The organism is Dactylosporangium siamense, from assembly GCF_016862795.1.
In the GTDB taxonomy this organism is placed as follows: domain Bacteria; phylum Actinomycetota; class Actinomycetes; order Mycobacteriales; family Micromonosporaceae; genus Dactylosporangium; species Dactylosporangium siamense.
Genome location: NZ_BONQ01000135.1, coordinates 1 through 12797, shown reverse-complemented (window position 1 = coordinate 12797; position 12797 = coordinate 1). Strand labels below are relative to the sequence as shown.

The 12797-nt window shown below is 74.4% G+C and carries 15 protein-coding genes; 3 read left to right on the top strand and 12 right to left on the bottom strand.

Annotated elements, in window-relative coordinates; genetic code table 11:
* Positions 1–2 precede the first annotated feature (2 nt).
* On the bottom strand, positions 3–596 hold the full coding sequence (locus tag Dsi01nite_RS43100; RefSeq protein WP_203852220.1) for a DUF1275 family protein: 594 nt from the start codon (positions 594–596) through the stop codon (positions 3–5).
* A 174-nt stretch (positions 597–770) separates the two neighbouring features.
* On the opposite strand from Dsi01nite_RS43100, the gene Dsi01nite_RS43095 reads away from it, so the two are divergent.
* Positions 771–1241 carry an ATP-binding protein gene (locus Dsi01nite_RS43095; RefSeq protein WP_203852219.1) on the top strand — a complete coding sequence of 157 codons (471 nt, stop codon included), beginning with the start codon at positions 771–773 and terminating at the stop codon, positions 1239–1241.
* Between the two features lie 48 nt (positions 1242–1289).
* Here the strand turns inward: Dsi01nite_RS43095 and Dsi01nite_RS43090 are convergent, their stop codons facing one another.
* The 4 genes from Dsi01nite_RS43090 to Dsi01nite_RS43075 form a co-directional block, all read right to left on the bottom strand.
* Positions 1290–2471 (bottom strand): MFS transporter, encoded by a 1182-nt coding sequence (locus tag Dsi01nite_RS43090; protein ID WP_203852218.1) that lies wholly within the window; start codon positions 2469–2471, stop codon positions 1290–1292.
* A gap of 71 nt (positions 2472–2542) precedes the next feature.
* Positions 2543–3262, bottom strand: coding sequence for a class I SAM-dependent methyltransferase (locus tag Dsi01nite_RS43085; RefSeq protein ID WP_203852217.1), 720 nt, complete (start codon positions 3260–3262; stop codon positions 2543–2545).
* Complete coding sequence (locus tag Dsi01nite_RS43080) at positions 3259–3672, bottom strand: VOC family protein (RefSeq protein ID WP_203852216.1); 414 nt, start codon at positions 3670–3672, stop codon at positions 3259–3261. Before Dsi01nite_RS43080 ends, Dsi01nite_RS43085 begins: the two co-directional genes overlap by 4 nt.
* Before the next feature lie 5 nt (positions 3673–3677).
* The gene (locus Dsi01nite_RS43075) at positions 3678–4127 is read right to left on the bottom strand and encodes a helix-turn-helix transcriptional regulator (protein WP_203852215.1); all 450 of its coding nucleotides are present in this window, start codon (positions 4125–4127) and stop codon (positions 3678–3680) included.
* Positions 4128–4221: 94 nt separating this feature from the next.
* Between Dsi01nite_RS43075 and Dsi01nite_RS43070 the strand changes: the two genes are divergently transcribed.
* A complete protein-coding gene (locus Dsi01nite_RS43070) occupies positions 4222–4977 on the top strand; it encodes a class I SAM-dependent methyltransferase (protein ID WP_203852214.1) in 756 nt (251 codons plus the stop codon).
* On the opposite strand, the gene Dsi01nite_RS43065 is transcribed toward Dsi01nite_RS43070, so the two are convergent.
* The 7 genes from Dsi01nite_RS43065 to Dsi01nite_RS43035 all read right to left on the bottom strand — a co-directional run bounded on the left by Dsi01nite_RS43065 (position 4941) and on the right by Dsi01nite_RS43035 (position 11817).
* Positions 4941–6290, bottom strand: coding sequence for an aldehyde dehydrogenase family protein (locus Dsi01nite_RS43065; RefSeq protein ID WP_203852213.1), 1350 nt, complete (start codon positions 6288–6290; stop codon positions 4941–4943). The genes Dsi01nite_RS43070 and Dsi01nite_RS43065 overlap by 37 nt on opposite strands.
* Positions 6287–8005 (bottom strand): asparagine synthetase B family protein, encoded by a 1719-nt coding sequence (locus tag Dsi01nite_RS43060; RefSeq protein ID WP_203852212.1) that lies wholly within the window; start codon positions 8003–8005, stop codon positions 6287–6289. Before Dsi01nite_RS43060 ends, Dsi01nite_RS43065 begins: the two co-directional genes overlap by 4 nt.
* Before the next feature lie 27 nt (positions 8006–8032).
* Positions 8033–8536, bottom strand: a complete 504-nt coding sequence (locus tag Dsi01nite_RS43055; protein ID WP_203852211.1) for a hypothetical protein — start codon at positions 8534–8536, stop codon at positions 8033–8035.
* A 10-nt stretch (positions 8537–8546) separates the two neighbouring features.
* Positions 8547–9398 (bottom strand): hypothetical protein, encoded by an 852-nt coding sequence (locus tag Dsi01nite_RS43050; RefSeq protein WP_203852210.1) that lies wholly within the window; start codon positions 9396–9398, stop codon positions 8547–8549.
* A complete protein-coding gene (locus Dsi01nite_RS43045) occupies positions 9395–10411 on the bottom strand; it encodes a hypothetical protein (protein WP_203852209.1) in 1017 nt (338 codons plus the stop codon). The genes Dsi01nite_RS43050 and Dsi01nite_RS43045 overlap by 4 nt, the downstream gene beginning before the upstream one ends.
* Complete coding sequence (locus Dsi01nite_RS43040; RefSeq protein ID WP_203852208.1) at positions 10408–11088, bottom strand: cupin domain-containing protein; 681 nt, start codon at positions 11086–11088, stop codon at positions 10408–10410. Before Dsi01nite_RS43040 ends, Dsi01nite_RS43045 begins: the two co-directional genes overlap by 4 nt.
* 126 nt (positions 11089–11214) lie before the next feature.
* Complete coding sequence (locus Dsi01nite_RS43035) at positions 11215–11817, bottom strand: hypothetical protein (RefSeq protein ID WP_203852207.1); 603 nt, start codon at positions 11815–11817, stop codon at positions 11215–11217.
* 71 nt (positions 11818–11888) lie between these two features.
* Here Dsi01nite_RS43035 and Dsi01nite_RS43030 point away from each other — a divergent pair, with 71 nt between their 5' ends.
* The gene (locus tag Dsi01nite_RS43030) at positions 11889–12650 is read left to right on the top strand and encodes an SDR family NAD(P)-dependent oxidoreductase (RefSeq protein ID WP_203852206.1); all 762 of its coding nucleotides are present in this window, start codon (positions 11889–11891) and stop codon (positions 12648–12650) included.
* Positions 12651–12797: the final 147 nt, after the last annotated feature.

Genomic DNA, 12797 nt, shown 5'->3' with positions numbered 1-12797 from the left:
GGTCACAGCCGGACCGGTTCGCGGTGCCGGGCCGGCGGAGCGGGCACCGCCGGCGGGCGCAACGACCCCACCACGAGGGCGATGGCGACGAGCAGGACGGCGGGCAGCGGACCGACCCACGGCACCCGCTCCAGCAGCAGCCCCGCGCCCACGGCGCCGACCGGGATGCACGCCAGCGGCAGCAGCGCCGGGCCCTTCACCGCCGGCGGCGCCGCGGCCGCGTCGATCGGGTCGCGGGCGGCGGCGTGCTGCAACCCGGTCGCGATGGCCGCGAGGGCGAGCAACGGCAGCTGGGTGAGGCCGCGCGGGTCGTGGTGCGCCACCATCCACCCGCCGCACAGGGTGCACAGCGCCAGCAGCGCCCCGACCAGGCAGCGGCTCGGCGCGACCCGCCGGGCGAGCAGCGCGGTCCCGCCGTACACGGCGACGGACACCGCGGCACGCAGTGCCGTTTCCGGCAGTCGCTGCACCGCGGACACGCCCAGGACGACCAGGTTGCCGACCACGACGCTGCCGAAGACGCCGCCGAGGAACAGCAGGCAAATCCCGTCGACGTACCCGGCCGCGAGGGCCAGCAACCACTGTGTTCGTCGCATCCGTGACCCGTGCCCAGATCCGCGCGACCCACCCTCACCCGCACCGGATGAGCATGTTTGCCGTGTGACAAACATGAAACAGGTGGTGCTGCGGGTACGGTCGCTTCTGAAGACGACAAGGCTTCTGAAGTCGACGGCTTCCGAAGACGACCAGGGAGAGGGGGCGACGGCACGGTGTCGATCGCGCTGCGGCTCGCACTCAATCTCCCACGGGACGCCGCGACGGTGCCGATGGCCCGGCGCCTGCTGGACCAGGCCCTGCGGACGCTCGGCGTGGAGCCCGGCTGCCGGGACGACATCGGCCTGATCCTCACCGAGGCCTGCGCCAACGTCATCGAGCACGCCCGTGACATCGACGATTACGAGATCAGCATCGATGTCAGTGACCTGCGCTGCGTGATCCACGTGGTCAACGACGGCTCCATGGTCGACCCCGGCCGCCTGGTCCTCGCGACCGAGATGTCCGACCGCGAGCTCGCCGCCCTGGACTTCGCGGTCCTCGACGAGCACGGCCGTGGCCTGCACATCATCCGGGCGCTCGCCGACGAGCTGTACCTCACCGCGGGCCAGGCGGGCGGCCTCGTCCTGCAGGCCGTCACCACCCTGCGCTGGACGAGCGACGCCGAGATCTGGCAGCGCCGCTGACGCGGTGCCGGCCGCGGTGGGTGCTCCCCACCGCTGCCGCCGGTGCCGTCACGCGGCGGGCAACGGGGTGGCGGCGGCGACCGTGACCGCCCGGCGGCTCATCAGGGTGATCGCCGCCGCGACGGCCGCGCCGGCGACGGCGACCGTGACCGCGGCCCGGGCCGACGCCCCGTCGACGGCCGCCCCGGCGAGGGCGCTGCCGAGCGCGGTGCCCGCCGCCGTCGCCGTGCCCGTCCACATACGGGCCTCGGTGCCCGTCCCGGCGGGGGCGGCCCGGTCGGTGAGCTCGTAGGCGATCGCGTTCAACGGGGCGAGCGGCGTGCCGGCCAGCACGAACAGCGCCGCCAGCCACCACAGCCCGACGGGCAGCAGCAGCGGGGCGAGCGCCGCGCACATCGCCACCGACAGCAGGGCGAACGACGACGGTGACAGGTGCGGGGTGAGGCTGCCCAGGAGGCTGCCGGCCGCGAACCCGCCGAGCAGCACCCCGGCGAACCCGGGCCGGCCGCCGGCGGTCGCGTACGCGGCGGCCGCGACCTGCAGCGCCCCGATCGCGACGCCGAGCGCCGTGCGCGAGCCGACCAGGGACAGGATCGCCGGGGCACGCAGCGGCCCGAGCACGCCGCGGGACGCGCGGGCCGGTGGTCGCCACGCGCGGGTCGGGGGCAGCAGCGCGAACGCGGCGGTCGCCAGCGCGGCGAGCCCGGCCGTGAGGATCAGCCCGAGGGCGGGCCGCCCGACCGCGACCACGGCGCCGGCGACCACCGGACCGGCCACGAAACCGATTTCGAGCAGGGCGCTCTCGAGGCGGTACGACGCCCGCAACTGCGGTCCCTGCAGCATCGCGATCCAGATGCCGCGCATGCAGGCGGCGACCGGCGGCCTGGCCGCGCCGGCGACCGCGGCGAGCGCGATGAGGACCCCCAGCGGCGCGGACGGGCGCAGCGCCAGCCCGAGCAACGCCGCGCCGTGCACGGCCGCCGTGGCGAGCAGCACCGGGGTCTGGCCCAGCCGGTCGACGAGACGGCCGACGAAGGGCGCGCCGACGCTCGTGCCGACGGCGAAAACGCCGGCCACGATTCCTGCCGCGCCGAACGACCCCCGTTCGTGCTCCACCAGCAGGACCAGGGCCAGGGTGACCGCGCCGGCCGACAGCCGGGTCAGCAGGTTCGTGACGGCGAGGGCCTTCGCGAACGGTCGCCCGAGCACCGCGGCCCAGAGTGTCAACACCCCGGCAGTTGTACGTGAAGCCGCCCGCCGCCCGCACCGCATTTACCGTGATTTGCCGGGCGGGCCGCACCTCAGACCGGCACGGCGACGGCGGTCACCGCGAGGTTCCACGGCACCACCCGGCCGTCGCCCGCCGGGGGCTGCCACGGCCGCATGCCGGTGTCCACCTCGACGACGTCGTCGAGGCGCAGCGAGGGCTGGGCCAGGAACGCGCGGAGGAACGTGGCGAGCGTCAGGTTGCGCGCCCCGACCCGGCTGCGCACCGGGAACCGGCCGGTGGGGTCGACGGCGTGGCGCTCGTCCCCGTAGCCGGCGGCGAGGCGCAGCTCGTGCCGCTCCACCTCGTCCTGCCGGTCCAGGAACGGACCGACGTAGGCGGGGTGCAGGCCGAGGTGGACGAGCCGCCCGCCGGGGCGCAGGACCCGCGCCGCCGTGGCGATGACGCGGGGGAAGTCCTCGACGTCGGTGTGGAGGTACGTCATGACCACGGACGGCACCGAGGCGTCGGCGAACGGCAGCCGCCCGGCGTCGGCACGGACCAGACGCGGGTTGCGGGTCGCGGCGACGCGCAGCTGGTCCGCGGACAGGTCCACGCCGATGACGGTGTGCCCGCGGGCCGAGACCGCGGCGGCGTGCAGGCCGGTGCCGCAGCCGATGTCGAGGCAGACCGGGTCGGCCGGGTCGGCGGGGCCGAGCAGCCGGGCGAGCAGGTCCGCGGACGCGCCGCCGTAGCGGCGGAAGGTGGCGTCGTACCAGTCCGCGTGCCCGTCGTAGCGGACGGCAGAGGTCAACGCTGCTCCTGGATGCGGATCAGGTTCCCGGCGGGGTCCCGCACGGCGCCGTCGCGGACGCCGTAGGGCTGCTCGGCGGGCTCCTCGACGATCTCGGCGTCGTTGGCCCGCAGCCGGTTGAACAGGGCGTCCAGGTCGGGGGTGGACAGGTTGATGCCGGCGTAGGTGCCCTTGGCCATCATCGCCTCGATGGTGCGGCACTCGTCGTCGGTCCGGCCGCTGCCGGGCGGTGCGACGGGCTCCAGGACGATGGACACGGCGGGCTGGCCGGCCGGGCCGACGGTGATCCACCGCAGCCCCTCGTAGCCGACGTCGTTGCGGACGTCGAAGCCGAGGGCGTCGCGGTAGAAGGCGAGGGACGCGTCCGGGTCGGTGTGCGGCAGGAACGTCGAGTGGATGGAGATGTCCATGCCGTTCACGCTAGGCGCGTTCGCGCGGCGGGAGCATCTCGATTCCTGACCGGTCTGGTGACCCGTTTGGCGAGGCACGGCGGCATCCCGGCGGTGGCGCCCGCCGCGCGGGTCCGGTAGGTGCTGGGCGGCATGCCGACGAGTTCGGTGAAGCGGGTGCTGAAGGTGCCCAGCGACGAGCAGCCGACCGCGAAGCACACCTCGGTGACGCTGAGGTCACCGCGCCGCAGCAGGGCCATCGCCCGTTCGATCCGGCGGGTCATGAGGTACGAATACGGCGACTCCCCGTAAGCGACCCGGAACTCGCGGCTGAGGTGCCCGGCCGACATGTGCACGCCCCGGGCGAGCGCCTCGACGTCGAGCGGCTGCGCGTAGTCCCGGTCGATGCGGTCCCGGACCCGGCGCAGCCGAGCCAGGTCCCGCAGGTGCTGGGTGGTGGCGGGCCGGCTGGTCATGCCGTCGATCGTGCCACATTCCGCGGGCCGGGGCCGGGGGTGTGGGGGCGGAAACGGGTCGCCCGCATTCACCGGGCCGGATACGGTGGCGGGCGTGCCCGACGCGATCTTCGACCATCCGCGGCTCGCGGCCCTCTACGACGTGTTCGACGGCGACCGCGGCGACCTCGGCCTCTATCTCGGCGTCGCGGCGGAGTTCCGGGCCGCGCACGTCCTCGACGTCGGCTGCGGCACGGGCTGCCTGGCCGTCCTCCTGGCGGCAGCCGGCCGGCAGGTCACCGGGGTGGATCCGGCCGGCGCGTCGCTGGCCGTGGCCCGGGCCAAGCCGGGCGCGGAAGCGGTCACCTGGATCCACGGCGACGCCACGACCGTCGGTGCGGTGGCGGCGGACCTGGCGACGATGACCGGCAACGTCGCCCAGGTGTTCCTCGACGACGACACCTGGGCCGCGACCCTGCGGGGCATCCACGGCGCGCTGCGCGACGGTGGCGTCTTCGTGTTCGAGACCCGCCGCCCCGAGCGCCGCGCCTGGGAGGGTTGGGCCGCCGACCCGGGCCCGGTCGTGCGCGACGTGCCCGGCGTCGGCCCGGTCGAGCAGCGCCGCGAGGTGACCGAGGTGGCGCCGCCGTTCGTGTCGTTCCGGCACACGTACACCTTTCCCGGCGGCGAGCGCGTGCACTCGGACTCGACGCTGCGGTTCCGGGAGCGGGCCGAGGTCGAGCGGTCCCTGGTGGACGCCGGGTTCACGGTCCTCGACGTCCGGGACGCGCCCGACCGGCCAGGCCTCGAATTCGTGTTCGTTGCCCGGAAGAGCTACGAAAGCCGCACCGTGACGGTTTTCGGGCGCTGATACTCCGCCAGGGCCAGCACGCTGAGGTCGGTGCCGTGGCCGGAGCCGCGGCGGCCGCCGTGCGGCAGCTCCGCGGTCTGCTCCAGGTGGCAGTTGACCCAGACCTCGCCGCAGTCCAGCTGCCCGGCGAGGTGCAGGGACGGCCCGACCGCGGTGCTCCACACGCTGGCCGCCAGGGCCTGCGGCACCGAGTTCGCCAGGGCGATGACGCCGTCGAGGTCGTCGGCGGCCTGGACGGTGAGCGCCGGGCCGAACATCTCCCGGGTCACGGCCGGGTCGTCCGGTGCCAGGTCGGCCAGGATCAGCCCGGCCCGCCAGAACCCGCCGGTCTCGCCGTCGCCGACGGCCACCTCGCCGCTGCGGCGGACACCGGCGCCGGACCCGGCGACGATCGCGTCGAAGCGGGCGACCTGCGCGGGGTTGTTCAGCGGGCCGAAGTCCGGGCCGGCGCGGCGGGCCCGCATCGCCTCGGCGAGCCGCTCGACGGTCTCGTCGAGGTGGGAACGCAGCGTGATGACCCGGGCCGGGGCGGCGCAGCTCTGCCCGGCGTTGTACGTGCACGCCCCGACCAGCGCGTCGTAGGCATCTGCGGGCGCGTCGGGCAGGACGACCGCGGCACAGTTGCCGCCGAGCTCCAGGCTGACCCGGCGCAGCCCGGCACGGGCGACGACGTCGAGGCCGCCGGCCTGGCTGCCGGTGAACGCGACCGCGTCGACGTCGGCGCCGACGAGCAGCCGGCCGGTGTCGCGGTCACCGGGCAGCGCCACCAGGACGCCGGGGCCGAGCGTCTCCGCGGCGTGCTCGGCGAGCAGCACGGCGGTGTCCGGGGTGGTCTCGGCCGGCTTGAGCACGACGGTGTTGCCGGCGGCGAGCGCGGGCCCGAGCCGCCAGGCCGCCATCAGCAGCGGGTAGTTCCACGGCACGATCGCGGCGACGACCCCGATGGGCTCCCACCGCACCCAGCTCTCCCGGCCCGGCAGGCGGTGCCCGGCCGCCGGGGTCAGGTCGGCGCGGACCGCCCCGGCGTAGAAGCGCAGCACGTCCGCGGACTGCAGCACCTCCGCCCGGGCGTCCACATCGGACTTTCCGGTGCCGGCGACCTCGCGCTGGACGTACACCTCCAACTGCCGCTCGATGAGCGCGACGAGGGACAGCAGGCGGTGGGAACGTTCCTTGGCGGTGCGGCCGGCCCAGCCGCGCAGCGCCGAGCGGGCCGCGGTCACCGCCGCCGTCACCTCGGCCGGGCCGCCGGGCCGCAACCGGGTGCGGACGTGGCCGGTGCGGGGATCGGTCAGCTCAAGGTAGGTGCTCACACCACATCGTAGGCACGCAGCCACAGCTCGAGGGTCAGCACCAGCCACACCTTGCCGCCCTGCCGGGGCAGCAGCGCGCCCTCGCCGCGCAGCCACGCCCGGATCGTGACCGGGTCGAACAGGCCGCTGGTGCGGCTGCCGAGCAGCACGTCGTCGGCGAGGTCCCGCAGCGGCCCGCTCAGCCACTGCTGCACCGGCACCCGCATGCCGCTCTTGGGACGGTCCACAATGGTCGCCGGCAGCAGGTCCCGCACGGCCTCCTTGAGGATCCATTTCTCCTCGGTGCCGGCGAGCTTCAGCCGCGGCGGCACGGTGAACGCGTGGTCGATGACCTGCCGGTCGAACAGCGGGGACCGGCCCTGCAGCCCGCGGGCCGCGGTGAGCCGCTCGACCTTCGTCAGGATGTGGTGGGCGCCCTTGGTGCGCAGGTTGCAGTGCAGCAGCCGGTTGAGGTGCGCGCGCATCGTGCCCGGCGACAGGTACGGCGCGACGAACCGCTCCGGCCCGGGTTCGCCCTCCAGGGCCCGCAGCGTGTCGGCGGTCAGCAGCGCCGGCAGGTCGCCGCCGCACTTGCGGTAGGACCGCAGGTACGCCAGGGACCGGGCGTCCGGCGACGGGTCGTCGCGGTGCAGCTCGAACAGCAGCATCGGCAGGTTCTTCGGCCCGCCGAACACGGGGTCGCCGCCCTCGCCGTTGAGCACCACCGGCATCCCGTCGCCGGCGACGGCCTCGGCGAGCATGAGGTTGGGCACCGTCAGCGGGTCGCCGACGGGGCTGTCCAGCAGCGCGACCGTCTCCGCGAGCCGGGCGGCGACCTGCTCACCGGAGACGCTGAGGATCTGGTGCCGGGTGTTGCAGTGCGCGGCGACGAGCCCCGAGTACGCCAGCTCGTTCGGCAGCTCATGACCGAAGCTGATGGAGTACGTGCGGACCTCCTGGTCGTGCAGCTTCGCCGCGAGCGCGGTGACCAGGCTGCTGTCGACGCCGCCGGACAGCAGCACCGCGACCGGGTCCGCGGCCGGCAGCCGCAGGCTCGTCGCCCGCTCCAGCAGCGCGCGCAGGGTGGCGGCGTGCCCGGCGGCCGTGGTGGCCTCGTCGACGGCCTCGGTCGCGTCCCAGAACGGCTCCTCCCGGACGGTCCCGTCGGCGCGCAGCCGCACGATCCGGCCGGGCAGCACCTCGTGCACGCCGCGCAGCAGCGTCTCGTCGCCGGGCAGGTAGGCGAACGTGAGGAACGAGCGGACCGCGGCGAGGTTCAGCCCGGTGCTCAGCGACGGCCATCGGCGCAGGGCCCGCAGCGAGGTCGACACCGCCCACTGTCCGTTGGCGCGGGCGTGAAACGCGGTGCGGGTGCCCACGTGGTCGCGCACCACGACGATGTCCGTGCCGTCGGCGATGAACAGGACGAACATGCCGTCAGCGGCGCGGATGCCCGTGCCGCCGAGCGTGGTGTACACCCGCAGCAGCAGCTCGCCGTCGGGCGTCTCCGGTGGCGCCGGGGCGCCGGCCGCGGCGAGGGCGGCGAACAGCTCGGTCCGGTTGTGCAGCACGACCTCGCCGAGGGCGCGCAGGCCACCGGCGGTGAACGGCCCCTCGGCGAAGCCGGGTTCCGGGTCGACGAACCCGAGGGCGACGGCGCCCGCGTCGACGACCGTCCGGGCGCCCAGGTCGCTCAGCGCCGGCCGGGCGCCTGACATCGCGGCGATGCGTGGCACGGGGAAACCTCCTGGATCCGGTCGGGCTCAGCCGAAGTCGTCGTCGGAGCCGCCGCCGTCGTCGGCGTCGTCCCAGCTGCCGCTGTCGCCGTCGCCGCCGTCCCCGCCGTCGCCGTTTGACTGCTGTTGCTGCTGGGCCTGGCGGCGCAGCTCTTCCTCCTCGAACTCCGACATGAACATCGGCGGGGCGACGATCGCGCCGAGCAGCACGCCGGCGCCGACCGCGGCGAGGATCGCGCCGGTGCGGCCGCCGAACGACGTGCGGTTGACGGTCAGGGTCCCGTCGCCCCACGCCGTGCGGCCGTAGCCCTGGTCGCGGCCGTAGACGATCTGACCGGTGGTGTAGCGGCGCTTGATGACGCGGTCGCCGAGGACCTCGTCGATGCCGCTGCGTCCCGCGTTGTCCTGCCACTGCACGTGGTGGTCACCGGCGCGGCGGCGCCACTCCTCGCGGCCGTCGTTGAAGCGGCGGTGCACGCTGCGGTCGCTGAGCAGCTCGTCGGTGTAGTGGATTTCCCGGTACTGGCTCACAGCACTCCCGTCATGATGCCGGCCAAGTCATGAAACCCGCGGCCTGGAGCTGGCGGAGGCGGGCGGATCTGCGGTGGGCCCGGGTCTGGCCGCGGACCAGGCGGTGCACGGTGCGCAGCAGCCGGGCCGGGTTGACCGCGGCCACCTCGACCGTCCGGCCGGACCGCAACCGGCGCAGTTCCCACGCCTCCAGCCCGGGCCGGTGGTCGAATGCTGTGTTCCGCCCGACCGGACCGGTGGTGGCTTCTGGTCCGTCCGGACCGGTGGTGGCTTTCGGTCCGTCCGGACCGGTGGTCAGGTGCAGTGCGGCGGCGTGCACCGGTCGCAGCCCGAGGGGGTTGACCCGCAGGTCACCGGCCCACCGCCGGACCTCGTCCACGGCCGCGTAGCCGTCGGCACCCGCGTCGTGCAGGACGTGGACGACGGCGTCGCCGGTGCGCTGGAGCGCCGCGGTCAGGCGCGGGTCGAGCGGCAGGTCCGACAGCGCGAACACCGGGCACGCCGACTCCATGTGCAGCTCGTTGGCCAGCAGCATCGCGGCGATCGCGGGGTCCTGGCAGACCAGCAGCCGGGGGAGCCCGTAGTCGTAGAGGTCCGGCACGTCGTCGTGCGGGTCTGCGCGTGCTGCTGTTCTGGGCTCTGCCAGCAATCCCGGCACCGGGCCGTGGCGTTCCAGAGCGGCGAGGAAGCGGTCGTAGCCGATCGGCGCGGGCAGCGTGAACCCGACCCGCCGCGGCAGGCGGTGCAGCGGCAGCAGCCCCCGGCACACCTCGTAGTACAGCTGCCGGCGGGTGAACCGGATCCGTCCCGGCAGCCCGGCCCTTCCAACGGCGGCTTGTAGGGCCCGGTCGATGATGCTCATGCCGCCGGCCAGGTCATGAAACCGATCGCGGCGGCGGCCTTGCGCGCGGGGTCGTTGGCGCCGCCGAGGTGGGTGGCGACCTTCTCGATCCGGGCCAGCAGCTGCGCCGGGCGCAGCGCGGCGATCGGCGAGGACCAGCCGTCGCCGAGCCAGTCCAGCTCCTTGGGCGTCAGGTCCGTGTTCGCCTTCAGCCAGGCGATCCGCTCCGGCTGCCGGTCCTTCGTGCGCAGCCGGAACGGGTCCTTCGCGGCGAGCACCGCGCGGGGCCGCAGCCCGAGGTCGATGACCCGCCGGCCCCGCAGCTCGTGCTTGGCCGAGGCCAGGAACAGCTCACCGTCCAGGCTGGCGTCGTGGATGACCGCGACCGGCGTCTCCGGCGGCAGGTCGGCGACCTTCGCGGCGAGCGCGGCGTTGAACCGGCGCCCGACGTCGTTGACCTGGAGGCAGGCGAGCACCGACGGGTCCGGGCTGAGGATCGCGAACGCCGGCTGCTGCGGCTGCCGGCCGGGCTGCACGTGCGGCTCGTCGACGATCCCGCCGGGCGGTTTGCCGTACACCCGGCTCCACCCGCCGATGATCTCCTGGCGGAACTGCGGCAACGACATCTTCATCACGACCTTGGGCCGCAGCACGCCGGCCACCCGCAGCCAGATGATGACGGCGCTGAAGACCAGCAACGCCGCACCGAGGACGGCGAGCAACGGGGAGGTGTTGCCGAAGATCCCCAGGACGACCAGGACCAGGCCGGCGATGATCGGCACCACGATCCCACACCCGAAGGGCCCGCCCGCGGCGACCTTGTTGGTCTTGCGGGCCGACGCGTAATACAGCTGGGTCGTGGTGTACCAGAGCCCGCCCTCGGACAGTTTCGCGGTGAGCCGGCGCACCTTGACGTCGTGCAGGGCGAGCGGGTTCTCCTTCGGCTCGAACACGAACGGCTTCTTGCAGGAGCCGCAGCGTTTGCCGGGACGGTTCTTACGGGTCAGGTTGGTGGTGCAGTGCGGGCAGATCATGCCGATCCCTCCAAGCGCACGGCGATACGGCGGGCGGCCTGCGCCGCCCGCTCCCGCCAGCTCATCACACCCGGTGACGGCGCGGAGCCGACGGCGCGCAACGCCTTCGCCAGCGCCGGATAGTCCAGTGCCGTGCCATTGTTGGACGGCTCGGCCGTCGCTCGGTTTTTGGACGGCTCGGCCGTCGCTCGCCGCTCCGCCTCCTCGGCGGTGATCGCGTAGTCCTCGTGGTCGATGCCGAACCCGGTGTTCGCGGCCAGGATCAGCAGCCGGCCGGCGCCCCGGTTGACGAACGAGTGCGGCAGCAGTGCCGGGATGCGGATCATGACGCCGGGGGTGAGCCGGACCGTCACCGCCTCCTGCCGCTCGTCGTCGTACAGCCCGCACGCCGCGTAGCCGAGGCTCAGCACGAAGTGCTCCCCGCCGTGCGCGTGCGGGGTGAAGGCGCTGTGCCCCCGCATCAGGCCGAGCTTGTAGGTGGCGTTGCTGGGCCGCTCCGGCGAGGTCAGCGCGTCACCGATCAGATACCGGGCGTGCTGCCCGCGGTCGATGAACGGCAGCAACGCGCCGGCGTCGAGCAGGTCGCCGCGGCCGGTCCGGGACGTCAGCAGCGCCGTGCCGTCGGCCGTCAGCGAGTACAGCTCGACGCCGGCCGGCAGTGCCTCGGTTCCTTTCACACTGCGCACTGTACGAAACCCCGGCACCCCCGCATACCTGGACGTCCGAGCAGTTGCCGCTGCCTGAACGGCGAGTTCACAGCCAGGCAAAACTCAGCAGCCGGGGAGTTCGGCAGCCTGGGGAGTTCAGCAGCCGTCCTTGCCGAAGTCGAGCACGACCCGGGTCGTGGCGCCGCCCGAGGTGACGTCGACGGGCAGGCAGACCGCCTCCCGCAGGGCGAACCCACCGGCGAACTCGCTCGTCGGCGGCTCTGCCGGCGCACCGCAGGCGGCGAAGTCGACGGTGTGGTCGAGGCCGTTGAGGTACGTGAGCGCCCCCACCGCCCGCTGTGGCCCGGCGACGCTGACGGTGGCCGGGGTGCCGCCACGCAGCCGCATCGCCACCTTGAACCGCCGCCACCCCTGCGCGTCCGGCGCCCGCTCCGCGAAGCCGGCCCGGTCGCCCCACCTGTAGTCCAGCGCGCCGAACGCCGCCGGCCCCGCCACCGGCGCCGTGCGCCACGCGTCATCCCCGAGCCCGACGCTGACGAGGCTGGCACAGCCGCGTTGCAGCGCTGTCGAGGCAGGCCCCGGCGCGACGGTGGCGGACGGCGACGGCGACGGGGCGGTGGCGGCCGTCGGCGCGCCGGCGGCGGGCAGCGACGACGGCGGGACGGGCGCGGGTGTTGCGGTGCAGGCGGCCAGCAGTAGCACGCCGGCCGGGACCGACACTCGAGACAGCCTGTTCATCGGCACCTCCTCACCATGGAGAATCGCACCAGAGCCGGCGGGTTCCCGCCGGCGGGACGGAAGGCGGTTGCATGTTCGACCTCACCGGGCGTTACGCACTCGTCACCGGCGCCGGGCACGGCATCGGCGCGGCGATCGCGGTGGCCCTCGCCGAGCGCGGCGCCGACGTCGTGGTGCACCACGGGCACTCGGCGGAGCGGGCCGCCGGGGTGGTCGACCGCATCGCCGGGCTGGGGCAGCGGGCCACGGCCATGCAGGCGGACGTGACCGACACGGCCCAGGTGGACCGCCTCGTCGCCGCCGCCACCCAGCACCTCGGCGGGCTGGACATCCTGGTCTGCAACGCCGGACACCTGGTCGGCCGGGTCCCGGTCGGCGAGATGAGCGACGAGCACTTCGCGCAGGTGACCGACGTCAACCTCACCGCGACGTTCCGCACCATCCGCGCCGCCCTGCCCGCCCTGCGCGCCTCCGGGTCCGGCCGGATCATCACGATGGCATCGCTCGCCGCACACAACGGCGGCGGCCCCGGCGCGGTCGCGTACGCCGCCGCCAAGGCCGGCATCATCGGCCTCACGAAGGGCCTGGCAAAGGAACTGGCACCGGACGGCATCACCGTCAACGCACTGGCGCCCGGCTTCATCGACGGCACCGACTTCCACGCCACCTTCAGCACCGCCGCCAGACGACAAGCGACCGCAGCGGCGCTGCCCGTAGGCCGCGGCGGGACGGCCGCCGAGGTAGCCGCCGCCGCGGTCTACCTGGCCTCGACCGAGGCCGCGTTCGTCACCGGCACCACCCTGGACATCGACGGCGGCGCCTCCCCCCGCTAACCAACCGACACCGCCCCAACCAGCCAGGAACGCGACCACGACGGCCCGCAGAAGCACAACGCCCGCTACTCCACTCGGGCCGTCTGGAGAGTGCGGCCGCGCAGCAGTCCCATGGGCGCCGCGGGTGGGAACCCCCGCCGCCGCAGC